Source organism: Streptococcus mitis, from assembly GCF_023109235.1.
GTDB classification, from domain to species: domain Bacteria; phylum Bacillota; class Bacilli; order Lactobacillales; family Streptococcaceae; genus Streptococcus; species Streptococcus mitis_DA.
This window is the reverse complement of sequence record NZ_JALDUC010000015.1, coordinates 1-26,593: the sequence shown is the minus strand read 5'-3', so window position 1 is coordinate 26,593 and position 26,593 is coordinate 1. Positions and strand designations below refer to the sequence as shown.

Sequence of the window (26,593 nt, the reverse complement as noted above, 5' to 3'; positions counted from 1 at the left end):
ACTGACCAGCTTGCGAGCTGGTCTTTGTGCTCTTTTCACAGTCTCATCAACCAGTTAATCGATTGTTCTATTTTTTGCCTCCAAAACCTTGGAAAAGGCTTTCTTTTGTGATATAATTCACATATAAATACAAGAGAGCTCGTCATACTCGACTCTGTTGACACAAAATCAATCCAGTCCTGTTTCTCCTGCTCTCAGTTAATATCAAGGAGGATAGCTATGAAAGCTGTTGTTGTAAATCCAGAAAGCACTGGTGTTGCTGTTGAAGAAAAAGTACTCCGTCCACTTGAAACTGGAGAAGCACTTGTAGAAATTGAATACTGTGGTGTTTGCCACACTGACCTCCACGTTGCTCATGGCGACTTCGGTCAAGTACCAGGACGTGTTCTTGGACACGAAGGTGTTGGTATCGTTAAAGAGATTGCACCAGATGTTAAGAGTCTTAAAGTTGGCGACCGCGTCAGCGTTGCTTGGTTCTTTGAAGGATGTGGTACTTGCGAATACTGTACAACTGGCCGTGAAACTCTTTGCCGTACAGTGAAAAATGCCGGCTACTCAGTAGACGGAGGTATGGCTGAACAATGTATCGTAACTGCAGACTATGCTGTCAAAGTTCCTGACGGACTTGATCCAGCCCAAGCCTCTTCTATCACATGTGCTGGTGTAACAACCTATAAAGCCATTAAAGAAGCCAAAGTTGAACCAGGCCAATGGGTTGTTCTTTACGGCGCTGGTGGACTTGGTAACCTAGCTGTTCAATACGCTAAAAAAGTATTCAATGCTCATGTCATCGCAGTTGATATCAATAACGACAAACTTGCCCTTGCAAAAGAAGTAGGTGCTGACATTGTGATTAACGGCCTCGAAGTTGAAGATGTACCTGGACTCATCAAGGAAAAAACTGATGGAGGAGCTCATTCAGCTGTCGTAACTGCTGTATCTAAAGTTGCCTTCAACCAGGCTGTTGACTCAGTTCGTGCTGGTGGTCGCGTTGTCGCTGTCGGCCTTCCTTCTGAAATGATGGAACTCAGTATCGTAAAAACCGTTCTAGATGGAATCCAAGTCATCGGTTCTCTTGTAGGAACTCGTAAAGACTTGGAAGAAGCCTTCCAATTCGGTGCAGAAGGTTTAGTAGTTCCAGTTGTTCAAAAACGTCCAGTCGAAGATGCCGTAGCCATTTTCGACGAAATGGAAAAAGGTCAAATCCAAGGACGTATGGTACTCGACTTCACCCACTAATCTAATAAAAACCTATTTTAAAAGTTGGAATGCGCTTCCAACTTTTTTATATTAAATTTTTTAATAAGGATTCAAAAAAACTTCTCTAAAACTCAATATATCAATATTTTCAGATGTAATCTTTTTAATTATTTTATGATAAATAGTTGATTTTTAGATGAAAACGGTTTATACTTAAAAAGTCTTAAAGTTTTCTTAAAAGAAAACTGAAACAACAAAAAGGAGGAATGACAATAATGAGTATCGGAATCATTATTGCGAGCCACGGCGAATTTGCTGCGGGTATTCATCAGTCAGGATCTATGATCTTTGGTGAACAAGAAAAGGTTCAAGTTGTAACCTTTATGCCAAATGAAGGTCCTGATGATCTATACGCTAAGTTTAATAACGCTGTTGCTGCATTTGACGCAGAAGATGAGGTTCTAGTTTTGGCTGACCTTTGGAGTGGATCTCCATTTAACCAAGCTAGCCGCGTGATGGGAGAAAATCCTGAGCGTAAGTTTGCCATCATCACAGGACTGAACTTACCGATGTTAATTCAAGCCTACACAGAGCGCCTGATGGACGCTACTGCAGGTGTAGAAAAAGTCGCTGCTAATATCATTAAAGAAGCCAAAGATGGCATCAAGGCTCTTCCAGAAGAGCTAAACCCAGTTGAGGAAGTAGCAAGCGCTGCAGCTGCTCCAGTTGCCCAAGCTGCTATTCCAGAAGGAACTGTCATCGGAGACGGTAAACTCAAAATCAACCTTGCCCGTCTAGACACTCGTTTACTTCACGGTCAAGTTGCAACTGCTTGGACTCCAGATTCAAAAGCAGACCGTATCATCGTTGCTTCAGATAACGTAGCTAAAGACGAATTACGTAAAGAATTGATTAAACAAGCAGCTCCAGGTAAAGTGAAAGCAAACGTTGTTCCTATCCAAAAACTAATCGACGTTGCAAAAGACCCTCGCTTCGGAGGAACACATGCCCTTATCTTGTTTGAAACACCTCAAGATGCCCTTCGTGCTATCGAAGGTGGCGTGCCAATCAAAACTCTTAATGTTGGATCAATGGCTCACTCAACTGGTAAAACAATGGTTAACAACGTTTTGTCTATGGATAAAGAAGACGTTGCTACATTTGAAAAAATGCGTGACCTTGGTGTTGAATTTGATGTACGTAAAGTACCAAACGACACCAAAAAAGATTTGTTTGACTTGATCAACAAAGCAAACGTGCAATAATCGATTTTATGAAAGGATTTTAAAGATGTCTATTATTTCTATGGTTTTAGTAGTCGTTGTAGCCTTCCTAGCAGGTCTTGAAGGTATCCTCGACCAGTTCCAATTCCATCAACCAATCGTAGCTTGTACCCTTATCGGTCTTGTTACTGGTAACCTTGAAGCAGGGATCATCCTTGGTGGTTCTCTTCAAATGATCGCCCTTGGTTGGGCTAACATCGGAGCTGCCGTAGCTCCTGACGCTGCTCTTGCTTCTGTTGCTGCTGCCATTATCATGGTTCTTGGTGGCGACTTTACTAAGACAGGTATCGGTGTTGCCCAAGCAGTTGCTATCCCTCTTGCAGTTGCTGGTCTATTCTTGACTATGATTGTCCGTACACTCTCTGTCGGATTGGTTCACACTGCTGATGCTTCTGCTAAAAAAGGTGACTTCAAAGCAGTTGAACGTGCTCACTTTGTCGCACTTCTTCTTCAAGGTCTTCGTATTGCAGTCCCTGCAGCACTCCTTCTAATGGTACCAACTGAAACCGTACAAAGCATTCTAAATGCTATGCCTGATTGGCTTAAAGATGGTATGGCTATCGGTGGTGGTATGGTCGTTGCCGTTGGTTACGCTATGGTTATCAACATGATGGCAACTCGTGAAGTATGGCCATTCTTCGCTATCGGTTTCGTGCTTGCTGCCGTGTCAGATATTACTCTAATCGGATTTGGTGCTATCGGTGTTGCTATCGCTCTTATCTACCTTCACCTTTCTAAAACTGGTGGAAATGGTGGCGGAGGAGCCGCAACTTCTAACGACCCAATCGGCGATATCCTAGAAGACTACTAAGATAAGAAAGGACTGAAAACATCATGACTGAAAAACTTCAATTAACTAAATCAGATCGTAAAAAAGTTTGGTGGCGTTCAACTTTCTTACAAGGTTCTTGGAACTATGAACGTATGCAAAACTTGGGTTGGGCTTACTCATTAATTCCAGCTCTTAAAAAACTCTACACTAAAAAAGAAGATCAAATCGCTGCTCTTGAACGCCATCTTGAGTTCTTCAACACTCACCCATACGTAGCCGCTCCAATCATGGGGGTTACTCTTGCACTTGAAGAAGAACGTGCTAACGGTGTTGAGATCGATGATGCTGCTATCCAAGGGGTTAAAATCGGTATGATGGGACCTCTTGCTGGTATCGGTGACCCAGTATTCTGGTTTACAGTACGCCCAATCCTTGGATCACTCGGTGCTTCACTTGCCCTTACTGGTAATATCTTAGGTCCAATCCTTTTCTTCGTTCTTTGGAACTTGATTCGTATGTCATTCTTGTGGTATACACAAGAGATTGGATACAAGGCTGGATCAGAAATCACTAAAGATATGTCTGGCGGTATCCTCCAAGACATCACTAAAGGTGCTTCTATCCTTGGTATGTTCATTCTTGCTGTCCTTGTTCAACGTTGGGTAAATATTAAATTTGCTTTCGATGTTGCCAAAGTTCAACTAGATGAAAAAGCTTATATCCATTGGGATAAATTGCCAGAAGGATCTAAAGGTATCCAAGAAGCATTCGCACAAGTAGGACAAGGATTGTCTCAAACACCTGAAAAAGTTACTACTTTCCAACAAAACTTGGATATGTTGATCCCTGGACTATCAGGACTACTCCTTACTCTCCTTTGCATGTACTTGCTTAAGAAAAAAGTATCTCCAATCACTATTATCCTTGCACTCTTCGCAGTGGGTATTGTGGCACATGTTCTTCACATCATGTAATCAAGCAACTTAAAAGGAATCAGGTTCTAAAATCTGATTCCTTTTTTCTATACTTTTATTCGGCCAAGGCACCCATTGGATCCCATGGTGCGAGTACAATTGGTTCTGCTTCATAGGCAGCTTGTTCTTCTGCTGTCAGCAATTCCTTACGGACAACGATTTGGTAAGTGTATTCGTCCATCCAAGCGTCTGAGGCAACAAAGTAACCATCTGTACCGACCTTGTCTCCCCAAGAGTTTTCAACCTTCCACTTGGTTGACTTCCCATTTTCGTCCAAATCAACACCTGTCAAGACCATAGCGTGGGTCATTAAGCTTTCGCTGTAGTCCAAACGTCCAGCCTTGTCTTGAGTGAGTTGAATATCCATGCTTGATTCGAAGTCATAAACATCTGTCGCAAGGATTCCAGCTTTGCGGTTGCTGAGCTGACCGACATCTGAACCAAACCAAACAGTCTCTCCTGCTTGCATTTGAGCAATCGCTAATTCTTTCAAGCGATCCATCGGAACGTTGATGTAACGAACTGCACGGCTACCAACCACATTTCCTAACATCTCAACTGTGTAAGATTGGCCGTAAGGCTTGTCAGCAGTTGGAGCATTGATAACAGAAACGTAGTCTTCTAGTGGAAGATTAACATATTTCTTGTAAAACTCTTGTGGTGTAATGCCCTTTTCACTTTGGTAGTTGTTATCCTTATCGCGATAAGCAAAGTCAAATGTACGTGGTGGAAGACCCAATGACATAGCAAGGAAGTTAAAAATTTCTTGCAAAAGATCTTCTTTCTTAGCTTGAACAGTCGCTTGGTCTGCGCCAGAAGCAAGCAAGTCACGCAAGATTTGAGCATCTTGACGAAGCAATTTGTTGAGAATGGCATTTAGCTCACGACTGCTGCTAGATGAAACAGACTCTGGATAAACAGACTTAGGAACGACACCATATTTCTCAAAGAGAGAAACAACCATATCCCATTGACCGCCATCTTGTTGTGGAGTTTGGAGTAGGAATTTAACCTTACGGCTCGTCAAATCTTGGTCTGCAGTCGCAATGACTTGCTCCAAGAACCAGTTGGATTTCTCATACTTGTCCCAGAAGAAGGTGTGGGCCTGTGACAACTCAAAATTTTCCAATTTATATTGTGAAATGAGTTTGTGGCGGAAGGTGTTGAGAGCCGCAAACATCCAGCAACGACCAGACGCTTTCTGGTTAGTTACCTTGTCCTTGGTCAAATCCAATGAGAAAACAGGGGTATTGTCTACATGGCTTTGGCGACGTTCTAGAGCTGCAAAAATTCCGTTGTGGCTGGCAGCATTTTCAATCGCTTGGTATTTAACATTTGCTTCATAGTTAGCAAATAGTTTATCAGTAAATGATTCTTGAATCACGTTCATAGATTCCTCCTTTTATTCTACAGTCTATTATAACTCTTTTCACAAAGGAAGCAACTGAAAAATATAAAAGGCAAGGATATTCTTCCTCACCTTTTCGAATATAAATCAAATTAAGCAATATTCGCAAGGAGAGCTTCTAACTCTTCCTTGGTCAAGCGACGCCATTCTCCTCGCTGCAAGTTCTCATCCAATACTAAAGTTCCCATAGTCAAACGTTGCAAGTCTACTACTTCCTTGCCGCAATAGCCCACCATACGCTTGACCTGATGAAACTTCCCTTCTGCAATGGTCACACGGATTTGGCTTTGATTCTTTTTTGTATCTACAGACACAAGCTCCAGTCTAGCAGGCTGACAAGTAAAGTCTTTAAGAGGAATTCCCTTGGCAAATGTCTCCGCATCTTCTTGGGTCATAATTCCCTTGACCTGAGCCAGATACGTCTTATCCACATGACGCTTGGGTGAAAGAAGAGCATGGGCAAGCTTGCCATCATTGGTCAAGAGTAGAAGACCATGTGTATCAATATCCAAGCGTCCTACTGGGAAAACTTCCTTGCTCCGCGCCAAGTCATCCAACAAGTCCAGAACGGTTCTGTGATTGGGATCCTCAGTCGCTGAAATAACACCTTGAGGCTTGTTCATCATGTAATAGACAAACTCTTCATACTCCAGCACTTGCCCATCAAAGCGAATCTCATCTCGTTCTTCATTTATTTGCAGTTTTGCTGATTTTTCTTTTTTACCATTTACCGTTACGCGCCCAGCCTTGAGCAAGTTTTTGACCTCTGTCCGACTTCCTACAGCACAGGCAACTAAAAATTTATCTAATCTCATAGACCTATTATATCACACTCAAAAGGAGGCTGGCTCAATGACCGACCTCCTTTTCGTTTCATACTCTTCAAAAATCTCTTCAAACCGCGTCAACGTTGCCTTGCCGTATATATGTTACTGACTTCGTCAGTTCTATCTACAACCTCAAAACAGTGATTTGAGCAATCTGCGGTTAGTTTCCTAGTTTGCTCTTTGATTTTCATTGAGTATCAGATTTAAGAAATTAACTTCCTCGTCTCCAGAAAATCGCTAAGACAATCATGGAACCTAGTACTGCCGGAATAATGGCAGTTCCTGCTATTATCGGTCCCCAAGTCCCAAAAAGCAAATGGCCTATAAAGGCACCAATCCATCCGAGAAACATTTTTCCAAAACATCCCATGCGTTCTCCACGATTGGTTAGAGTACCTGCTAAAAATCCCACTAGGAGACCAACGAACATACTTCCTAACATATTATCTCCTTAATTTGCCCAATCTCCGTTACGGAAGAGTGGTACACATGTCCCATCCTCACGGATACCATCGATATCCATTTGGTTAGAACCAATCATAAAGTCTACGTGAACATCTGAACGGTTAAGCCCCGCAGCTTCAAGCTCCTCTTCGCTCATCTCCGCTCCACCAACAACGCTAGTTGCATAGGCTGCACCAATAGCCAAGTGATTTGACGCATTTTCATCGAAAAGGGTGTTAAAGAAGGTAATGCCTGACTGAGAAATTGGGCTTGGATCTGGTACCAAGGCACATTCACCCAAGGCACGCGCACCCGCATTTTCAAAGACAAGGTCTTTCATGACCTGATCACCCTTCTCAGCAGTGATATCTACGACTTGTCCATCCTTAAAGGTTACCTTAATACCTTCAATGATATTTCCGTTATAGCTAAGCGGTTTTGTAGAAGTGACATAACCATCTGCACGACGGAAGTCAGGCGCTGTGAAGACTTCCTCTGTCGGCATATTTGGCAAGAATCCTTCGCCCTGTGCATTGATAGCACCAGCTGATTCCCAAATATGGTTTTTCGGCAAACCAAGGGTCAAATCGGTCCCTGGAGCTGTGTAGTGAAGGGCTGAAAATTGCTCTTTATTAAGCATATCGGCCTTGCTCTTGAGGATAGCTGCATGCTCTTCCCAAGCCTTAACAGGATCTGCTTCGTAGACACGGCAAGTTTTGAAAATTTGGTCCCAAAGGAGATCGACTGCTTCTTCGTCGCTCGCAGCATTTGGAAAGACTTTCTTAGCCCACTCAAGTCCAGCAGCGGCTGCTACAGTCCAGCTAACCTTGTTGGATTGAGTTGCGATTCGCATTGGCTTCATCGCAAGTCCCATAGCTTTAGCAGAAGCTGATAGCTTGTCAGCATCCACTCCGTTCAAGGCACCTGGATCAGATGAACGAACTCCGAGACGGCTAGCCTTGTTCTCCAAGAGATAGTTCATCTCAGCAATCTTGTATTCTGGCACATTGTCCAAACGCTCCATCGGCGCATGGAGGAATTTCTCACGGTTAATGACATCATCTGTCCACTGAACGATAACCTCATGCGCACCCAAGGCATAGGCTTCTTTGACGATTAGGTGAGCTAACTCACGTTGCTCCACATCGATAGAGAGAGCCAAGGTATGACCAGGTTGCACATTGATTCCGTTTGCAACCAAAAGCTTAGCGTATTTTTCTAGATTTTCTTTAAAATTTGGTAAAACCATGTAATTTTCTCTTTTCTATTTTTATTTTTCTTTCAAAGCAGAGAATAATCCTGCTAAAGCAATGGCACCTGACAAGAGTGCTGTTGATAGAAGAATTGTCTGATCAGCAAGTTCTAATTGATATTCAAATACCTTCTCAGCCGGCTTATCTTCCGCAAAAATTCTTAGTTTCATGAAATATCCTCCCTTACTAGTATATCACATATATTGGTATTTTAAAAAACAAGCTTACTGAAGCTTGTTTTAATTAGCTATTACAAAAATTTTGTACATATCTTTCCACTTCTTTTTCCATAGATTGAATCTCACCAATATCCCATCTATTTTTTTTAGAAGTTATCTCTGCCATCATCTGTAATTTTAAACTCTGGCGATGGAATATATCTTCTTTTTCCCATTGTTTTAATTTAGCTTCTGGATAGGAGTTGCCAAACCTGGAGTTCTGACTATCGGTAATAATACAAAGGTTGCCAAAGGAATGTAAAAACTCAGCAGGTAATTGGCTCTCTCCATCATGTCCATTTGGATTCTGAGGATACCAATGTTCTACGGAGCGACGATAAGCAAATTTAAAATCTTTAAACTCAATATCGTAATCTTTCTTCAATTCTTCACGATTTTTCCATAAAACATAATCTACAAAGTTAAAAGCGTAAACAGGAATTGCCCCATATTTTTTGATACTTTTATCTTCGGTAAACAATCTTTCCTCAGCATATCTCACTGCCATTTTTTCAAGAAAATCCTTAAACTGACTAGCAAATTCTGTTTGATTTAGCTCTTCAATATGGTTAAAGAGGAATTGCAAGATTTCATATAACCAACGACTGTCACGATTAGCAGTAAAGGTCACAGCAAACATGGATTGGAGGAGAATAATGTTTTTGTTTAAATTGTCAAAAGTATTGTTTTGATAATTAATTCGAACATATTTCCATCCTCTATTTTCATTTCGTTGATATGTCTCATACTGACCTCGTTTGATTTGCCATTCGGTTTCATTTTCTAATTGGACACTTTTTACGATAAACGTATCAAATATATGCTTCATAGTCAGAAGTAGTTGCCCAAATTGTTGGACCCATTCTCTATCTCGTCGTTCAATTTCAAAAATTTTCAATAATTTTTTATCATCAAATGTAGTTTCATCATTTCCTTCCATGATGAAAAAAACTTGAAGCAAAAATGTTGGAAAATCAATTACAGTCGTATAATTTGAAATATCTACTCCATTATTTACTAAGCTACTACTTTCATATTTTGTCTGAATAATTGCATCTAGTAAACTTCGTTGCTCAATTTTTTTTACTCTTATTTTCTCAAATACACTTTCCAATTTGAAGTTAGTAAATTCTTTACCAAAAATTTTCTCCCCCTCTTCATCAGAATTGTTTGGTCTACTTCGGATTTGAAAAGTTTTGATTACCGGCTTATCAAACTCTGCGCAGGCATCCCAGATTCTTGCAAACTTTTGCGCCATTTCTTGATCTTCACCAAATTTAGACATCATTTGTGCCTTAAGAATCTCATGAGCCTCTAGTTGTTCTCCTCGAGAGTTGAAACGTTCGAAATATAAATTCAAATCTAAATCATTGGGAAGAATACTACGAAAAATAATGACATTATCAAATAGATAATTAAAGAAAGATTCAGATTCAAATTGCCGCTCCTCTAGCATTTTTTTCAATGCGTCATAAGCATGTCTATAACCTCTAGTCAGCTCATTTTCATCGTCCTCAGAAATTTTTTGCTTGGTAAATAGCTTTTGAATGTTCTCATTTGACTTCTTCCTAGCTGGGAAAGTAAGATTGACAGATTTCAATCTATCAAAACAAAACTCATGCTTCAAAGCTAAGGCAATCAAATTAAGGGCTGTTGTTCGCTGTTGCCCATCTATAATTTTGAAAATGTCATTCTCTTTATTAACGACTAATGTTCCAATATAGTAGTAGTTGTCTCTATTTTCTTGAAAAGCATCTGCTACGTCATTCAATAACTGCTCAATCTCATCATAAGTCCAGGCAAAATTTCTCTGATAAAGAGGAATAGCATAGATATCTTCATTTAACAAACGATTAACTGATAAGCTTATATGTGTTTCTACCATTTACCTTTTTCCTCTTCTATAATCTTGTCCACAGTATAATTTTCAAATAGCTCTCTATCTATCTTGATCATGAAATCATTCGGAGTGACAGCATGAGCTAAAAGTTGAAATAGTTTTTGAACCTCTTTTTGTCTAAACCTTCCACCAGCAGCATAGTTTCCAAAAGTTGCATCATATATTGCTTTAGACTTAACTCGAGGGTAATAAGACCAAATAAACAAGGTCTCTACCATATCCTTTGATAGCTCATCTTTTCCAAATCTCTCTGCAAAAAGCGAGCAAATATTTAAGAATATATTGTGACACTTGAGGTAGCGTCCTTTTGAGCTATTGTAAATGTTTAACATACCTTTTGGGTAAGCAAGATTTTTTTCTTCCCCTTCAGGCTCATCAGAAAATCCTAACTTTGCATTTAAAAAATCTTTATGATCTTTAATAGTTTTATGAGCAGATTCAATATATTCAAAAAATGTACTTCCATCAATGATTGGCATAGTAATTGAAAGAGGGAATTTTTCAATATGACGATACAATTCTAGATATGGAAAGTTCTGATTCAAATCAACGCCTTTAAAATCGTCAATAAAATCCTCTGTAAAACGCAGATAAGATCCATAACGTTTGTTTGTTAATCCTGTCTCTCCGCGCGACCAACGTCTCATACGGAAAAGATGTTTATCAAACAACTCTTTGAGACTTAACTCTTTATCCTCTACAAATTGCTCCCACTTTTCGACAATCTTTTCATCTTCTGAATCATACTTGCGAAGATGGTAGGCTTTGAGCAAATCATGAGGTTCTAAAGATTTTCCACGATTATTCTGAGAATCAAATAACTGAAAGGCTTCAGATAATCGTTCCTGTGGCATAGTAATCACGGAGACAGAACAATTTTCCAATAAAAAATTGCAAATATCTTTTGCCTGATTTTCACCAACCAATTGAGTCAAATTTTCCCACTCATTATAATTTTCACTCGCATGATAGCAAGATAGCTCTCCAAATTCAGCACTCAGCAGTTGATTAGCACCCTTATAATTCTCTAAATCATCTAATAAATGAAGAAACAAGGAAATAGAAATTAGCCGTTGCTGTCCATCGACAATATCTAAGTATTTTTCCTTTTCATGCAAGATTTCATGCAAGATAACGGAACCAATCTGATATTCCTTTTTTCCCATAGCATCTCGTAAATCATAAAAAAGATTACGGATATGTTTTCTGTTCCATTTATATGGTCTTTGATAAGAAGGAATCCGCAAATTCTCTTCTTTCAATAGTTCTCCAACCTTTTTAGAAGTAAATTGAATAGTCATTTTATCCTCATCTATATTTATCTATCATTTCTTTAACTGTTTGCTTCATATCCTCTACTAAAATCCGAGGAGACAAAACAGTAACTGCTTCCCCTTGCCCCAGCAACCAGCGTTTAAGCCCCGGTGTGTGCTGACTCTCAAACTTAAAATGAGTCCAGTAGCCATTTTTCCCAACTATTTTTGCATTTGGAAATTGATCCGTCACAATCGTCGGATCGTACAAATACTCGATTTCAATACTGATTTTCTTCCCGATAAAAGCATCTACTCTCTCGTTACGAATGTCGCCATCTCTAAATTTATCTCGATAAGAAATAGAGGGTTTCTCTATATCACTAAGAGACCATGACTGGATACGGTCTACTCTTAAAGTAATATAAGTAGCATGTTTCAACTGGTAGACAACTAGATAGAAATAATGACTATCATAATAAAGAGAGACTGGCAAAACAGTCTGCCTCTTAGAAGACTCAGAATAAGGTTTTTGATAGATAATGTCTAGAACCTGTTCATACAAAATAGCTTCTGATAAATTCCAAATTTTCTCTATTCTATTTTGTTGATCCGTTAAGGGAGCATAGTTCAGCTTTTCACTTCCAATAATCTGCTCGATTTCTTTCCGATCATCACGGGGAACTAAGACCAGTAAATTATGTAGTAAGCTAGCAATTTCTGGTCTATTCAGTGCTCGATTTTCCAATAAAATCTTTGAAATAACGAGAATATCCTTTTTATTAAAAACTGACTTACTTGCTAAACAATACTTATTCGTTTTACGGTTATAAAGTAAATCTCCACTATAACTGGTGTGACTAGATAAAATATCACGGAGTAGCGAAAAATCTCTCTGTATCGTCTTTTCACTAACCTCAAATTCCTGAGCCAGTTGCTTTTTTCCTAACGGAGTCCCAAACTGTAAACGTAAAAAAATCGTTAGCAGTCTCTCTTGATCATTCATTTCCAGTCCTTCTACATATTATTCAAACAATACTATTTCTAGTACATTATTATCACTTCTATAGTCTAACTAGCACTTTATATTCAAAACGATTAAAGCAAAATAAACTAGCCCTTAGATGATTTCAACTGTACCACTATGCCAGATTCGAAGAACTCAACTACGGATTCAGGCATATTTTTTAAGTCTTCGGGTAAGCAGTCTGAATATACAATGAAGAGTTTGTTTCTTTTCTTACTCTCTTTGAATCGCTGCATCCAGTATTCCTGTACCCTTTGATCAGCCTCTCCCAAAAATTGAACTCCATCCAGAAAAATCAAATCATACTCTGTATACCCCATTTGCAGTTTCATCCATTGACTATGTTTAGAAAAAATCAAATTATCTCTCACTCGATAATATGCAAGTGATGCTATTGGAGTAACAGGTTTTATTTTAGTTAACGTATAATAAAACAAATGCCATCTATCAGTCTCTGAAATACCGCAAATGTAAATACATTGAGAATCTTCTTTTAAGTCTATTTGTGGGAATCCGGTCCAATCATTCCCATCATCTTTCAAGCCTTTTTCAAAATTATAAATTTCCTCTTCAATTGACACATTAGAATTTAAAATTTCTTGATTCACCATATTATACTCTCTTTTCTATTGTTTTTAAGAGAATTATAACAAATCAAGTGGACATATTTTGTCCACTTGATCAAAATAAGCAATTTTTTAAAACAAATCATCAAACAAACTCAACTGGTTATCCTCTGGCATATTGCCGAGAATGCCCATTTCATCCATCTTTTCAACCAAGGTTGAGGAAAGTCCGCCACGCTTGCGTAATTCTGTTTTAGAAAGAAATTCTCCCTCTTCACGCGCTCGTACCAACTGCTTGGCAACGTTCTCTCCCAGACCATCCATTGCTACAAATGGCGGGATGAGAGTATCCCCATCAATGAGGAATTCTGTCGCCTGACTACGATAGAGATCGAGTTTTCCAAACTTGAAACCACGCTCCCACATTTCATTAACAATCTCAAGAGTTGTATAGAGATCGATTTCCACATTAGAAGCTTCATTGTTCTTCCGTTTTTCAGCGATTTCTTCCATTCTTCGCTTAATAGCATCTAAGCCCGCTCCCATAGTCTTGATATCAAAGGCCTTGGCACGGATAGAGAAATAAGCACAGTAGTAATAAATAGGATGGTGAACTTTGAAGTAAGCTACACGAAGAGCCATCATAACGTAGGCTGCCGCATGGGCTTTAGGGAACATGTACTTAATTTTCCCACAGGATTCGATATACCACTCTGGCACCTTATTAGCCTTCATGGCTTCGATATAGCCATTCCTCTCCTCTTCGGAAATCTTGAGCCACAAGCCCTTACGTACCCGTTCCATGATGGTAAAAGCCATCTTAGGTTCGAGACCAGCATGCATGAGGTAAACCATGATGTCGTCTCGACAACCGATAACGGTTGATAGGTCAGCAATCCCTTGCTTAATCAAATCTTGGGCATTGCCAAGCCAAACGTCAGTACCGTGGGACAACCCTGACAACTGAAGCAACTCCGCAAAAGTTGTCGGATGGGTTTCATCGACCATGCCTCGGACAAAGTTGGTTCCAAACTCTGGAATCCCCAACATTCCCGTAGGCGTCCCGATTTGCTCAGGTGTTACCCCTAACACATCAGTCCCAGAAAAGAGTGCCATCACGCCTTCGTCATCCATAGGAATTTCATTAGGGTCAATCCCAGACAAGTCTTGGAGTTTTCGAATCATGGTCGGATCATCATGCCCCAGTACATCGAGTTTGAGGACGTTCTCATCGATATCGTGGAAGTTAAAGTGAGTGGTCTGCCATTCAGCCGTCACGTCATCTGCTGGATACTGGACAGGCGTAAAGTCGTAAACATCCATGTAGTTAGGAATAACAACGATTCCTCCCGGGTGTTGTCCTGTTGTCCGCTTGACACCAGCAGCACCTTGGGCAAGACGTTCCACCTCTGCATCACGATAAAACTTGCCATAATCTCGCTCATAGCCCTTGACAAATCCATAGGCAGTCTTAGCAGCCACCGTACCAACCGTTCCCGCACGAAAGGCATATTCCTCACCAAAGATATCACGCACATCCAAGTGGGCGCTAGGCTGGTCTTCTCCCGAGAAGTTCAAGTCAATATCGGGAACCTTGTCCCCATCAAAACCAAGGAAGGTCTCGAAAGGAATATCTTGCCCATTTTTGCTGAGTTTATTACCACATTTAGGACAGTCCTTATTGGGCATATCAAATCCTGAACCATAAGAACCATCGGTGATAAACTCACTATACTGACACTGACCACAGACATAGTGAGGAGAGAGAGGATTAACCTCCGTAATCCCAATCATGGTCGCAACAAAACTAGATCCGACGGATCCACGAGAGCCCACCAAGTAACCCCGTTCATTGGAACGTTGCACCAACATCTGGGAAGCCAGGTAAATCACGGCAAATCCATTCCCCAGAATAGAAGTTAGTTCCTTTTCAATTCGCAAATCAACAATATCTGGCAGCGGATTTCCATAAATTTCAAAAGCTTTCTTATAGGTTAATTCTGCAACTGTTTCTTCAGCCTTGTCAATGAAAGGCGTGTACAAATCACCTTTTACAACCTCAACGGGTTCAAAGATTTCTGCCAAGGCATTGGTGTTTTCAATAACCAACTTGCGTGCTAAATCCTCGCCCAAGAAGGCAAATTCATCCAACATCTCATTGGTTGTTCGAAAATGAGCCTTGGGAAGAGGAGCTGGTTGGGCATGTTCCCCATGACCGATGGTTCGGTTAATCATAGCCCCCTGGCCCAAACTACGGACAATAATTTCACGGTAAATCTCTTCTTCCGGTTCGATATAGTGAACATTTCCCGTAGCCAGAACAGGTTTGCCAAGACGGTCCCCAACCTCTATCAAACTCTTGATAATGGTCTGGAGCTCCGCCATATCCTTGACCTGCTCCTTGGCAATTAATGGCGCATAAATAGCCGGTGGCATAACCTCGATAAAGTCATAATACTTGGCCACCTCAACCGCCGCATCCACACCTTGGGAAACGACTGCATCAAAAACTTCACCCTCAGAGCAAGCTGATCCTAAAATCAAGCCTTCCCGATGGGCATCTAAAACCGTTCTTGGAATCCGTGGCACCCCTTCAAAGTACTTAGTATTGGATAAAGAAACCAGTTTAAAGATATTTTTTAACCCTACTTGATTCTTGACATAAATGGTAGCATGTTTAATCCGAGCTTTTTTATAAGAATCTGGACTAATCAAATCAATGTTGAGTCTAGCTAGATTGGTCACACCATGTTTCTCTGCTACTTCTTTGATAAAGATGAAAAGCAGGCGACCTGTAGCTTCCGCATCGTAATTGGCCATGTGGTGATGTTCCAAAGCCACACCAAAACGCTTGGTCAAAGGTCCCAAACCATGACGTTTATACTCAGGATAGAGGTTTCTAGCAAACTCCAGCGTATCAATAACTGGCTGGCTAATTTTAGGAAGACCATGACGCTCATAGTTGGCATTCATAAAGCCAACGTCAAAGGTCGCATTGTGGGCGACTAGGACAGTATCCTGGCAAAATTCTTGGAATTCTTGCAAAACTTGTTCCAGTGGTTTAGCATTTTTGACATGATCATCTGTAATTCCAGTCAACTCAGTAGTAAAAGCCGACAAGGGGTGACCAGGATTGATAAATTCATCAAATTCGGCAATAACATTCCCCTTGTACATCTTAGAAGCCGCAACCTGAATCAAGTCATTATAGATGGCTGATAGACCCGTCGTTTCCACGTCAAAGACCACGTAGGTCGCTTCCGACAAGTCCTTCTCCACTTCGTTATAGACGATAGGGACACGGTCCTCCACGATATTGGCTTCCATTCCATAGATTAGCTGGATTCCCGCTTTCTTAGCCGCCTTATAGCCGTGTGGGAAGGATTGAACATTCCCGTGATCAGTGATAGCAACTGATTTGTGTCCCCACTTAGCAGCTGTCGCAACGATTTCTTCAACCTCTGGTAGAGCATCCATAGTCGACATGTTAGTATGAGCGTGAAACTCAACCCGACGCTCACCTTCTGGCATCAAATCCTTCCGCTCATAGTGAACAACTTCCTGCACATCCTGCACGTTCATAGTCAAATCGCGTGTGAAGTTATTCATCTCCACATTCCCACGAACTCGGAGCCAAGAATTTTTCTTGATTAGGTCAAACTTCTGAGCCTCTTCCTCATTCTTAACCCACTTTTGCATCGAAAAACTTGAAGTATAGTCCGTCATTTTAAAGTTGATCAAAACACGCCCTGTTCTGGTCACTTTTTGCTCCACATCAAACACAACCCCTTCAAAGACCAGACGATTTTCCTCCGTCGTCACTTCTATCATAGGAGTAATCTCCGCTTTGTCCAGCTTGGGTTTAGCTACAGCTTTTTTCTCTTGAAAATCAAAGGCTGGTTTCTCTTCCGCTGGAGGAGGTGCCATCTGTTCCAGTTGTTCCATAGCACGGAGTGCTTCCTCGTTAGCAGCTTGAACAATCTGCTCATTTTCAGCATGAAAGGCCTCTTCCTGCTCTTGGGTCAGCACATCATTTTTCTCTACTTGACAAGTAAAAGTTGGAAAACCAAACTTTTCAAGTTGTTTAGCTAAATTAGGAAGATGATTTTTCTTAAAGTGTTCCTTATCAATCGCCTCGGAACCTTCAATTAAGAGCTGATTTCCTTCAGCACGAACTTGCAAATTTTGATAAAGGGACTTAAAACCTTGACTAGCACATGGCCCCTCAGAAAAAGCCTCTCTATAATAGTCCTGCAAGAGTTGATTTGAAAATTCTTGAGACAGAGCCTTGATTGTGAAAACAGCTTTATTGCCTGTCTTAGAAAATTCTTCGCTCAAACCTTTCTTTAATTCTAAAAAGATTTCAATCGGTAAAATATTAGAAAATACGAAATGAAACTCCCATACCTTACTAATTTTATGAACCACAACTCGCTCAATATCAGCCTGTGCTAAAGCAGGAGCCTGTCTCATTTCAGAAGGCATCCCCAGTTGATTCATCAAAATTTCAAAACTATTTGACATTCATTTTCCTCACATTATTCTTCTACTATTTTACCATATTTAGAGGTATTTTCTAAAGACAAAAGGAAGCCACTAAGTGACTTCCTTCTAGAGTGAGAACTGATTAGTCTTCACCTTTGTTTTTCTTAATGATTTCTTCTTGTACTGACTTAGGTACATCTTCGTAGTGGTCAAATACCATCATGAATGTACCACGTCCTTGAGATGCAGAACGAAGAACTGTTGCGTAACCGAACATTTCAGCAAGTGGAACGTAAGCACGAACGATTTGGCTGTTACCGTGTGCTTCCATACCATCTACACGTCCACGACGAGCAGTTACGTGACCCATAACATCACCAAGGTTTTCTTCTGGAACAGTGATTGTTACAAGCATCATTGGCTCAAGGATAGCTGGTTGTGCTGATTTAGCAGCTTCTTTAAGAGCAAGTGAAGCCGCGATCTTGAAGGCAGTTTCAGATGAGTCGACATCGTGGTATGAACCATCGTAAAGCTTAGCTTTAACGTCAACCATTGGGTAACCTGCAAGAACACCGTTAGCCATAGATTCTACCAAACCTTTTTCAACCGCTGGGATAAATTCACGAGGAACCACACCACCGACGATTGCGTTTTCAAATTCGAATCCTTTACCTTCTTCGTTTGGAGTAAATTCAATCCATACATCACCGAATTGACCTTTACCACCAGACTGACGTTTGAAGAATCCACGTGCTTGAGTAGAAGCGCGGAATGTTTCACGGTAAGATACTTGAGGAGCACCTACGTTCGCTTCAACTTTGAACTCACGACGCATACGGTCAACAAGGACGTCAAGGTGAAGCTCACCCATACCAGAGATAACTGTTTCACCAGTTTCAACGTTTGTTTCAACGCGGAATGTTGGATCTTCTTCAGCCAATTTTTGAAGGGCAATACCCATCTTATCTTGGTCAGCTTTAGATTTTGGCTCAACCATCAATTGGATAACTGGTTCTGGAACGTTGATTGACTCAAGGATGATTTTAGCTTTTTCATCTGTCAATGAGTCACCAGTTGTAGTATCTTTCAAACCAACGGCAGCAGCGATATCACCTGAGTAAACAGTGTCAATTTCTTGACGGCTGTTAGCGTGCATTTGAAGGATACGTCCGATACGTTCACGTTTACCTTTAGAAGTGTTCAATACGTATGAACCTGATTGAAGAACACCTGAGTAAACACGGAAGAATGTCAAACGACCTACGAATGGGTCTGTCATGATTTTGAAGGCAAGAGCTGCAAATGGCTCTTCATCAGATGCTGGACGAGTTTCTTCTTCGTCTGTATCTGGGTTGATACCTTTGATTGCTGGGATGTCAAGTGGGCTTGGAAGGTAGTCGATAACCGCATCAAGCATCAATTGAACACCTTTGTTTTTGAAGGCAGAACCACACAATACTGGGAAGAATTCAACGTTGATAGTCGCTTTACGGATACCAGCTTTCAATTCTTCGTTAGTGATTTCTTCACCTTCGAGGTATTTCATCATCAATTCTTCGTCAGTTTCAGCAACTGCTTCGATCAATTTTTCACGGTATTCTTGAGCTTGGTCAAGGTATTCAGCTGGAATATCTTCTTCAAGGATATCTGTACCAAGGTCGTTAGTATAGATTTCAGCTTTCATCTTGATCAAGTCGATGATACCACGGAAGTCATCTTCAGAACCGATTGGCAATTGGATTGGGTGTGCATTTGCTTGAAGACGATCGTGAAGTGTGCTTACAGAGTAAAGGAAGTCAGCACCGATTTTGTCCATTTTGTTGGCAAATACGATACGTGGAACTCCGTACTCAGTTGCTTGACGCCAAACTGTTTCAGTTTGAGGCTCAACACCTGATTGTGAGTCAAGAACGGTAACCGCACCATCCAATACACGAAGAGAACGTTGTACTTCGATTGTGAAGTCCACGTGTCCTGGTGTGTCGATGATGTTTACGCGGTGGTTGTTCCATTGAGCTGTTGTCGCAGCAGATGTGATAGTGATACCACGTTCTTGCTCTTGCTCCATCCAGTCCATTTGTGACGCACCTTCGTGAGTTTCACCGATTTTGTGGATTTTACCAGTGTAGTAAAGAATACGCTCAGTAGTTGTTGTTTTACCAGCATCGACGTGAGCCATGATACCGATATTACGAGTTTTTTCAAGTGAAAATTCGCGTGCCATGAGGTTTGTTTCTCCTATTTATTTTTGATTTCTATTCTATTATAACACGATTTTAATAAAAACGGATAGGCAGGACCTACCCGTTCTCAATGTTTTCATGCTATTGTTGGTTTCAACTTACGAGATGGTAAGTTGAGTTGAACTCGGGCTAAAGTTAATTAGCCGATTTGAGCCGGAACGGGATGCTGTGTGAAAAAGATAAACTTCCTTGTATTCGTCGAATACTGCGTCAGTTTCCTATTTTCACCTTGCATCCTTACCGTTCCTAGCATCATGATATAGTTGAGCTCAAGCTAAAAGTCTGGAGAAAAAGATGAATCTCATTGGTTGCAATCGCAACCTGCTTCGATTCCCTATTTTCTCTGGGACTTTCTTAACGCTTTCGCATCCTATCTTACCAACGGAAGTGTGCGAATGCACGGTTAGCTTCAGCCATACGGTGAGTGTCTTCACGTTTCTTAACAGCTGCACCAGTGTTGTTAGCAGCATCCAAGATTTCTTTTGCAAGACGGTCTTGCATTGTGTGTTCACCACGAAGACGAGCGATTGTTACCAACCAACGAAGTCCAAGTGTTGTACGACGTTCTGGACGAACTTCAACTGGGACTTGGTAGTTAGAACCACCAACACGACGTGCACGTACTTCAAGTACAGGCATGATGTTTTCCATAGCTGTTTCAAATACTTCAAGTGCATCGTTACCAGTAGCTTCTTTGATTTGCTCAAAAGCACCGTAAACGATTGAAGCAGCTGTACCACGTTTACCGTCAAGCATAACGCGGTTGATAAGACGAGTAACTAGTTGTGAATTGTAAAGCGGATCTGGCAATACGTCACGTTTTGGAGCTCTATTTTTACGACTCATTTCTCTTTATCCCCTTTCCTTATGCTTTTGGACGTTTAGTACCGTATTTAGAACGGCCTTGTTTACGATCGTTAACACCTGCAGTATCAAGTGCACCACGGACGATATGGTAACGTACCCCTGGAAGGTCTTTTACACGTCCACCACGAAGAAGAACCACGCTGTGCTCTTGCAAGTTGTGTCCGATACCTGGGATGTAGGCAGTAACTTCGATAAGGTTGCTCAAACGTACACGAGCGAATTTACGAAGGGCTGAGTTAGGTTTTTTAGGTGTCATTGTTCCAACACGAGTTGCAACACCACGTTTTTGTGGTGAAGAAACATTTGTTTGAACTTTTTTATGACTGTTGTAACCAACGTTCAAAGCTGGTGATTTAGATTTTTCTACTTTTGATTTACGCGGTTTGCGAACCAATTGGTTAATTGTAGGCATCTACATTCTCCTGTGTTTTTTTATTTTTGGTGATGATACACTTGGTGACAGCTATCATCTGTGTGTACTTTTGCAACATTTGTCAGCACGTCCCTGTACACTCTTGAGAGACCAAAAGTAAAAAGTACCGTCTATTATTGTAACAAAATTTTCACCTCATTGTCAAGATATTTTTCTTTTTTCTTATTAATTTTAGCTCGGGGGGTAACTTCTCAAAGTAACTTCCACTTGGCTGGTCAAAGCACTGCTTTGAGGTTGTAGATAAGACTGACAAAGTCAGCCACATATATAATCCAAGGTGAAGCTTACGTGGTTTGAAGAAATTTTCGAAGAGTATTAGACGAAACAAAAAGGAGGAAACTAGCCTCCTCCTCAAGATACAAATTATTTCTTTGAATCACTTCAATTTTAGCAAATAATAGTTTCCTATATATTACAATATCACAACCAACCAGATTCTTTCGCGATATTAGCTGCCTCTGTTCGATTACCTGCATCTAGTTTTGAAAGAATATTGGTGACATAGTTTCGGACTGTTCCGTTGGATAGATAAAGTTTGTCTGCAATTTCTTGGTTAGAGAAGCCCTGAGCAATTCCCTTTAAAACTGCGATTTCTTGTTCTGTTAATGGATTGGGATGCGTCATCACCACTTCCATCAATTCAGGCGAATACTCCTTGCGCCCCTCTAGGACGGTGTGCAAGGTATGCATGAGGTCTGCAATGCTTCTTTCTTTTAATACATAAGCATCTACTCCAGCCTTGACCGCACGTTCAAAATACCCTGGGCGCTTGAAGGTTGTCACTACAACCACCTTTGTTTCAAGCTTTTCTGCTCGTATCCACTCCAAGACTTCAAGACCTGTCTTAACAGGCATTTCTACGTCAAGGATGGCGATATCTACAGACTCCTTTTCTAATAGTTGGATTGCTTCTTGCCCATTCTTGGCTTGAAGGACAGACTCCACGTCCGATTGAAGCGTGAGCAATTGACACATAGCATCTCGTAACATACTTTGATCTTCTGCGACTAATACTTTCATCTACTTTCTCTCCTTATAAGCTAGTCGAACCTGAACTTCTGTCAGTTGTTTTTGACTAATCACCTTTACCTCTCCCGAAAATGGAAGGACACGTTCTCGGACTGTATGGAGCTCATTCCCACTTATAGAAGTAAAACCACAACCATCATCTCTTACTGTTAAAATGAATTCTTTTTCTGTCCGTTCTAATCTTAAGTAAGCTTTAGACGCTTTAGCATGCTTGATAATATTGGTCACTAACTCAAGCAAAATCATGGAAGCCGTTGACTCCAATTCCTGAGTTAGGCTAGCTGTATCTAGTTGATTAGCTATTTCAACCTCAATTCCAGCAATTTCTAACATCTTTTTGACAGTTTCAAGTTCTGATGCTAAGGTCCGTGATTTCAGATTTTCCACAATGGTTCGCACTTCATTCATGGAATCCTTGCTTATCTGGTGAATTTCTTTTAATTCCTTTTCCACCTGTGGATAAGCCTCCATCTGAAACAACTGCAAGGCTAAATCTGTCTTGACACTAAGCATAGCAAAGGTGTGTCCCAGACTATCATGCAAATCCTGACCGATACGATTGCGCTCATTTTCTGCCAGCAATAGATTTATCTGGGCATTTTGCTTAGCCTGAGCTTCTTTCAAATCCTCCACAATCCGAATCCGAACCAATCCAAAAGTCATTAAATCGACAAAAGTAAGAATTACAAGTAGATAGAATAGAAACTCAACTTCGATTCTCTGAAAAATCAACAGTTGGCCCACAACAAGGACTTGAGCAAGAAGAAAAGTCCAGACATGTAAAGACTTTAAACTACGTACGCCAAAATGATAACTTAAGAGGTTAGAAAGGAAAAAGAAGAACCAGATATAATTAACAGCAACAAAGGCAGTATTCCCAACTACATAAGTCAGCATGAGACCCCAATATAGCCAAGATAGGCACTGGCTCTTAGTTGTTAAAACACCCAAATATGCCACTACAAATAGAATATCAATGAATAAATGCCAGGCAGAAAGCCATCCAGTCACTACAGGTAGGATGGGGAAAATCATAAAAATTAAACTGGCCCAAAACATATAATGTATGCTTTTCAGTCTTTCAAGCATTAAGCATTCTCCTTATGACCTTGAAGGTAAATGGTCAAACCAAACAAAACTGCTGAAAAAACAAGTAGATAAACTGTGGCTGATAGATTGATGCTACCCTCGTTTAAGAAGGTCTTGAGCAACTCCATCAACTGATAAGTTGGTAGACACTTCCCGATTGCTTGCATCCAGTCTGGAAATAAAGAGATGGGCATCCAGAGTCCGCCTAAAACAGCCAAGCCTAGATAGAGAAGATTGCCCACGACAGACATCAGCTGACTAGAAGGCAAGAGTGTCAAGGTCAAGCCAAGCGCTACAAAAGCTACACTTCCTACTATCAGCAAGAGCGCAGCCCCAATCCAGCTTCCTAAAGGCATATCCACACCTCTGACCAAGTGCCCAACTGAGAAAACAACCAGGATTGAGACCAGATAATCAACCATCATACTTGTTATCTTTGATAGATAATATTCTACCATATTTACCGGAGTATGGCGCAATGTTTTCTGCCAGTTGTTGATTTTATCTGTATGTAAAACAGCTGGGAATGAGAAGATAGCTGTCGACATCATGGAAAAGGCAGTCATAGAGATGAGGTAATCACGCATAAAATTCGCGGGTCCACCTGGTGTGTCCTGGTACATGCCTGAAAAGAATAAATAGAAGGCTGTCGGCATCCCTACAGATAATAGATAATAGACTAATTGTCGTTTGGTCAATAGAAATTCTATCTTGTTTAGTGCGATCCATCGTTTCATCTTAGTCATCTCCCTTTTGTGTTTCTTCAAAGATTGTATCCAACAAGCTACGATTATTGACTTCAATTTCTTGAATCCTACATCCTGCTTGCACTAACAGTTGCCAAAAAGCATCCGCTTCACGTGTAACTACTTGCAAAGCATCTTGTTTTTGTGACCAGTTTTCAACCAAGTTAGACTGCTCAATGACTTCCTTGTATGCTAGAGGAAGGATAAAGTGCTTTTCAATCTCCTCACTGCGCATGGCTAGAGGTGTTGTATCGCGAATCAACTCTCCCTTATTCAAGACCAAGATTCGGTCCGCTGTATGCTCTACCTCTTCGATATAATGGGAGGAATAGAGAATGGTAACTCCCTTAGCTTTTAGTTCCTGAACAATTTCCCAAAAGCGTTGACGAGTTGAAGTATCCATGGCAGCAGTTGGTTCATCTAAAAAGACAAGCTTTGGACGCCCAATCAAGGTCAAGACAAAAGAGAAGAGACGCTTTTGCCCACCTGACAATTTTTCTGCCAATTGTTCTTTTTGTTGCTTGCCAAACTGCAATAGTTGATCGATTTCCTGGTTACTCAAGGGATTTGGATAGATGCGTTGAAAGAAAGCAATCAACTCTTTGACCTTTAATTTCTGAACGATGACATTTTCTTGAGGCAGGTAGGATCTTGTGTAGTCTAACTGAGAACTCGTCACTGACAAGCCTTGGATGGATACTTGACCGCTGGTGACCAGTTTATCTCCAAGCAAACAGTCCAAGAGTGTTGTCTTTCCAGCACCATTGGGCCCAATCAAGGCGACGCATTCACCTTCAGCTACCTCAAAGGAAATATCCTTCAAAATAGCCTTGCCCTTGATGTTTTTATTTAGGCTTTCTACCTTAATCATGTTCATGATATTCTCCTTTCAGCCACTCCTTTCCCATAGGAAAGGCGATAAAAATCATAAATCCTAGTCCCCAGGCACCACGGATGAATTGGTGAAGGAAGGCTTGATCAAACCAACCTGTAAACATTTCTACCAACCATACCACTAGTGATAGTCCAATAAAAAGATAGAGAAACGCTTTTTTCATTTTTCAAACTCCTTTTTCACATCTGAGACTAATTTCAAACCTTCTCGGATAAGCCAGGACATCATTCCAAATCCTGCAAATAGCTCCCAAGGAAAATGATAGAAATCTTCATCCAATCCTGAGAACATGAGATAAGTCATGACTCCTGCTGCTACTAGACTCACTGCGACAATCATTTTATTCTTCATCTCTTTTTCCTCCATTTCATACTTTAATTATAGTCTTTTGAAATTAGAGGGGCTAGATTCTTCTGTCACTAGGAAATATGACAAATGTCATAAAAATTCTGTTCAAAACAAGCAAGATACACTATACAATAAAACATAACGTAGAAAAGAATCTATAATTATTTCCTTATAGCAGCAATTTTTATAACATTGAAACATATATTATAGGTTCAACAAAAACTCTTCTATTGCTTTATTAAGAATTAATAAGAGTTATAAAATCTATTAAATTTCAATGTGTATAATTAACTACCATATTTATTAAACAGGGTAGAAAACAAAAAAGTATACTATGATTTTCATTGAAAATCATAGTATAAAATGAATTACTGAAATTCAAAAAAAGAGAGAAGTAAACTGATTCTCTCTTAATATATATATAATATCTAGTTAAAACAAAAAAGATACGCTTACGTATCTCTGTAATGTATCGGGAAGACAGGATTCGAACCTGCGACACCTTGGTCCCAAACCAAGTACTCTACCAAGCTGAGCTACTTCCCGAGTTAAATAGAAAAATGCACCCTAGAGGAGTCGAACCTCTAACCGCCTGATTCGTAGTCAGGTACTCTATCCAGTTGAGCTAAGGGTGCTCATTAGTTTATGCCGAGGACCGGAATCGAACCGGTACGATCGTTACCAATCGCAGGATTTTAAGTCCTGTGCGTCTGCCAGTTCCGCCACCCCGGCCTCTCTAAGCGAACGACGGGATTCGAACCCGCGACCCCCACCTTGGCAAGGTGGTGTTCTACCACTGAACTACGTTCGCACTGTTTTCTTCTATCTAAAAATGCCGGCTACATGACTTGAACACGCGACCCTCTGATTACAAATCAGATGCTCTACCAACTGAGCTAAGCCGGCTCATTTATTTTATCTTAATGCGGGTTAAGGGACTTGAACCCCCACGCCGTTAAGCGCCAGATCCTAAATCTGGTGCGTCTGCCAATTCCGCCAAACCCGCATATATGACCCGTACTGGGCTCGAACCAGTGACCCATTGATTAAAAGTCAATTGCTCTACCAACTGAGCTAACGAGTCTAAAATAACTTCCGTTATCTTAAACGGTCCCGACGGGAATCGAACCCGCGATCTTCGCCGTGACAGGGCGACGTGATAACCGCTACACTACGGGACCTTTGGGAGTTAACGGGATCGAACCGCTGACCCTCTGCTTGTAAGGCAGATGCTCTCCCAGCTGAGCTAAACTCCCTAGAGCTAAGCGACTTCCATATCTCACAGGGGGCAACCCCCAACTACTTCCGGCGTTCTAGGGCTTAACTTCTGTGT

At 40.8% G+C, this 26,593-nt stretch carries 23 protein-coding genes and 9 tRNA genes; 4 read left to right on the top strand and 28 right to left on the bottom strand.

Features of this window, described 5'->3' with window-relative positions; all coding sequences use genetic code 11:
• Positions 1-219: 219 nt before the first annotated feature.
• The 4 genes from adhP to M1F55_RS08470 all read left to right on the top strand — a co-directional run bounded on the left by adhP (position 220) and on the right by M1F55_RS08470 (position 4,229).
• Positions 220-1,239, top strand: a complete 1,020-nt coding sequence (adhP, locus tag M1F55_RS08485) for an alcohol dehydrogenase AdhP (protein WP_000649186.1) — start codon at positions 220-222, stop codon at positions 1,237-1,239.
• 236 nt (positions 1,240-1,475) lie between these two features.
• Entirely contained in the window at positions 1,476-2,465 is a 990-nt protein-coding gene (locus M1F55_RS08480) for a PTS sugar transporter subunit IIB (RefSeq protein WP_247947669.1), read from the top strand.
• A 25-nt stretch (positions 2,466-2,490) separates the two neighbouring features.
• Positions 2,491-3,294, top strand: a complete 804-nt coding sequence (locus tag M1F55_RS08475) for a PTS mannose/fructose/sorbose transporter subunit IIC (RefSeq protein WP_000022716.1) — start codon at positions 2,491-2,493, stop codon at positions 3,292-3,294.
• A 23-nt stretch (positions 3,295-3,317) separates the two neighbouring features.
• Positions 3,318-4,229, top strand: a complete 912-nt coding sequence (locus M1F55_RS08470) for a PTS system mannose/fructose/sorbose family transporter subunit IID (protein WP_000136864.1) — start codon at positions 3,318-3,320, stop codon at positions 4,227-4,229.
• Positions 4,230-4,284: 55 nt separating this feature from the next.
• On the opposite strand, the gene pepC is transcribed toward M1F55_RS08470, so the two are convergent.
• The 28 genes from pepC to M1F55_RS08330 form a co-directional block, all read right to left on the bottom strand.
• On the bottom strand, positions 4,285-5,619 hold the full coding sequence (gene pepC, locus M1F55_RS08465) for a C1 family peptidase (protein ID WP_247947668.1): 1,335 nt from the start codon (positions 5,617-5,619) through the stop codon (positions 4,285-4,287).
• A gap of 110 nt (positions 5,620-5,729) precedes the next feature.
• The gene (locus M1F55_RS08460; protein ID WP_247947667.1) at positions 5,730-6,452 is read right to left on the bottom strand and encodes a pseudouridine synthase; all 723 of its coding nucleotides are present in this window, start codon (positions 6,450-6,452) and stop codon (positions 5,730-5,732) included.
• A gap of 223 nt (positions 6,453-6,675) precedes the next feature.
• A complete protein-coding gene (locus M1F55_RS08455) occupies positions 6,676-6,906 on the bottom strand; it encodes a GlsB/YeaQ/YmgE family stress response membrane protein (protein WP_000901572.1) in 231 nt (76 codons plus the stop codon).
• 9 nt (positions 6,907-6,915) lie between these two features.
• The gene (locus tag M1F55_RS08450; RefSeq protein WP_247947666.1) at positions 6,916-8,157 is read right to left on the bottom strand and encodes an aminopeptidase; all 1,242 of its coding nucleotides are present in this window, start codon (positions 8,155-8,157) and stop codon (positions 6,916-6,918) included.
• Between the two features lie 21 nt (positions 8,158-8,178).
• Positions 8,179-8,331: a hypothetical protein gene (locus M1F55_RS08445; RefSeq protein ID WP_000776626.1), complete on the bottom strand. Its 153-nt coding sequence runs from the start codon at positions 8,329-8,331 to the stop codon at positions 8,179-8,181.
• Positions 8,332-8,404: 73 nt separating this feature from the next.
• Positions 8,405-10,264 carry a DUF262 domain-containing protein gene (locus M1F55_RS08440; protein WP_247947665.1) on the bottom strand — a complete coding sequence of 620 codons (1,860 nt, stop codon included), beginning with the start codon at positions 10,262-10,264 and terminating at the stop codon, positions 8,405-8,407.
• Positions 10,258-11,580 carry a DUF262 domain-containing protein gene (locus tag M1F55_RS08435; protein WP_247947664.1) on the bottom strand — a complete coding sequence of 441 codons (1,323 nt, stop codon included), beginning with the start codon at positions 11,578-11,580 and terminating at the stop codon, positions 10,258-10,260. Before M1F55_RS08435 ends, M1F55_RS08440 begins: the two co-directional genes overlap by 7 nt.
• A gap of 7 nt (positions 11,581-11,587) precedes the next feature.
• Positions 11,588-12,538 carry a helix-turn-helix transcriptional regulator gene (locus tag M1F55_RS08430; protein ID WP_247947663.1) on the bottom strand — a complete coding sequence of 317 codons (951 nt, stop codon included), beginning with the start codon at positions 12,536-12,538 and terminating at the stop codon, positions 11,588-11,590.
• A gap of 107 nt (positions 12,539-12,645) precedes the next feature.
• Positions 12,646-13,170 carry a DnaA ATPase domain-containing protein gene (locus tag M1F55_RS08425; protein ID WP_033681186.1) on the bottom strand — a complete coding sequence of 175 codons (525 nt, stop codon included), beginning with the start codon at positions 13,168-13,170 and terminating at the stop codon, positions 12,646-12,648.
• 87 nt (positions 13,171-13,257) lie between these two features.
• Positions 13,258-17,649, bottom strand: coding sequence for a PolC-type DNA polymerase III (locus M1F55_RS08420; RefSeq protein ID WP_247947662.1), 4,392 nt, complete (start codon positions 17,647-17,649; stop codon positions 13,258-13,260).
• A gap of 103 nt (positions 17,650-17,752) precedes the next feature.
• On the bottom strand, positions 17,753-19,834 hold the full coding sequence (fusA, locus tag M1F55_RS08415; RefSeq protein WP_000090348.1) for an elongation factor G: 2,082 nt from the start codon (positions 19,832-19,834) through the stop codon (positions 17,753-17,755).
• 394 nt (positions 19,835-20,228) lie between these two features.
• Positions 20,229-20,699, bottom strand: a complete 471-nt coding sequence (gene rpsG, locus M1F55_RS08410) for a 30S ribosomal protein S7 (RefSeq protein WP_000087873.1) — start codon at positions 20,697-20,699, stop codon at positions 20,229-20,231.
• A 19-nt stretch (positions 20,700-20,718) separates the two neighbouring features.
• Positions 20,719-21,132 (bottom strand): 30S ribosomal protein S12, encoded by a 414-nt coding sequence (gene rpsL / locus M1F55_RS08405; protein WP_001142332.1) that lies wholly within the window; start codon positions 21,130-21,132, stop codon positions 20,719-20,721.
• A gap of 441 nt (positions 21,133-21,573) precedes the next feature.
• Positions 21,574-22,173 (bottom strand): response regulator transcription factor, encoded by a 600-nt coding sequence (locus M1F55_RS08400; RefSeq protein WP_101782452.1) that lies wholly within the window; start codon positions 22,171-22,173, stop codon positions 21,574-21,576.
• The gene (locus M1F55_RS08395) at positions 22,174-23,271 is read right to left on the bottom strand and encodes a sensor histidine kinase (RefSeq protein WP_101782451.1); all 1,098 of its coding nucleotides are present in this window, start codon (positions 23,269-23,271) and stop codon (positions 22,174-22,176) included.
• Positions 23,271-24,008: an ABC transporter permease gene (locus M1F55_RS08390; protein WP_101782450.1), complete on the bottom strand. Its 738-nt coding sequence runs from the start codon at positions 24,006-24,008 to the stop codon at positions 23,271-23,273. Before M1F55_RS08390 ends, M1F55_RS08395 begins: the two co-directional genes overlap by 1 nt.
• A 1-nt stretch (position 24,009) precedes the next feature.
• Positions 24,010-24,894, bottom strand: coding sequence for an ABC transporter ATP-binding protein (locus tag M1F55_RS08385; protein ID WP_101782449.1), 885 nt, complete (start codon positions 24,892-24,894; stop codon positions 24,010-24,012).
• Positions 24,881-25,075 (bottom strand): hypothetical protein, encoded by a 195-nt coding sequence (locus tag M1F55_RS08380; RefSeq protein ID WP_000708869.1) that lies wholly within the window; start codon positions 25,073-25,075, stop codon positions 24,881-24,883. Before M1F55_RS08380 ends, M1F55_RS08385 begins: the two co-directional genes overlap by 14 nt.
• On the bottom strand, positions 25,072-25,278 hold the full coding sequence (locus M1F55_RS08375; RefSeq protein ID WP_247947661.1) for a hypothetical protein: 207 nt from the start codon (positions 25,276-25,278) through the stop codon (positions 25,072-25,074). Before M1F55_RS08375 ends, M1F55_RS08380 begins: the two co-directional genes overlap by 4 nt.
• 454 nt (positions 25,279-25,732) lie before the next feature.
• Positions 25,733-25,806 (bottom strand) — tRNA-Pro (locus M1F55_RS08370).
• A gap of 15 nt (positions 25,807-25,821) precedes the next feature.
• Positions 25,822-25,895: transfer RNA gene (locus M1F55_RS08365), tRNA-Arg, on the bottom strand.
• Positions 25,896-25,906: 11 nt separating this feature from the next.
• Positions 25,907-25,992 (bottom strand) — tRNA-Leu (locus M1F55_RS08360).
• 7 nt (positions 25,993-25,999) lie between these two features.
• Positions 26,000-26,071 (bottom strand) — tRNA-Gly (locus M1F55_RS08355).
• A gap of 22 nt (positions 26,072-26,093) precedes the next feature.
• A tRNA-Thr gene (locus tag M1F55_RS08350) sits at positions 26,094-26,166 on the bottom strand.
• A gap of 18 nt (positions 26,167-26,184) precedes the next feature.
• Positions 26,185-26,266: transfer RNA gene (locus tag M1F55_RS08345), tRNA-Leu, on the bottom strand.
• A gap of 5 nt (positions 26,267-26,271) precedes the next feature.
• Positions 26,272-26,344, bottom strand: a tRNA-Lys gene (locus M1F55_RS08340).
• Positions 26,345-26,368: 24 nt separating this feature from the next.
• Positions 26,369-26,441, bottom strand: a tRNA-Asp gene (locus M1F55_RS08335).
• A gap of 2 nt (positions 26,442-26,443) precedes the next feature.
• Positions 26,444-26,516 (bottom strand) — tRNA-Val (locus M1F55_RS08330).
• Positions 26,517-26,593: the final 77 nt, after the last annotated feature.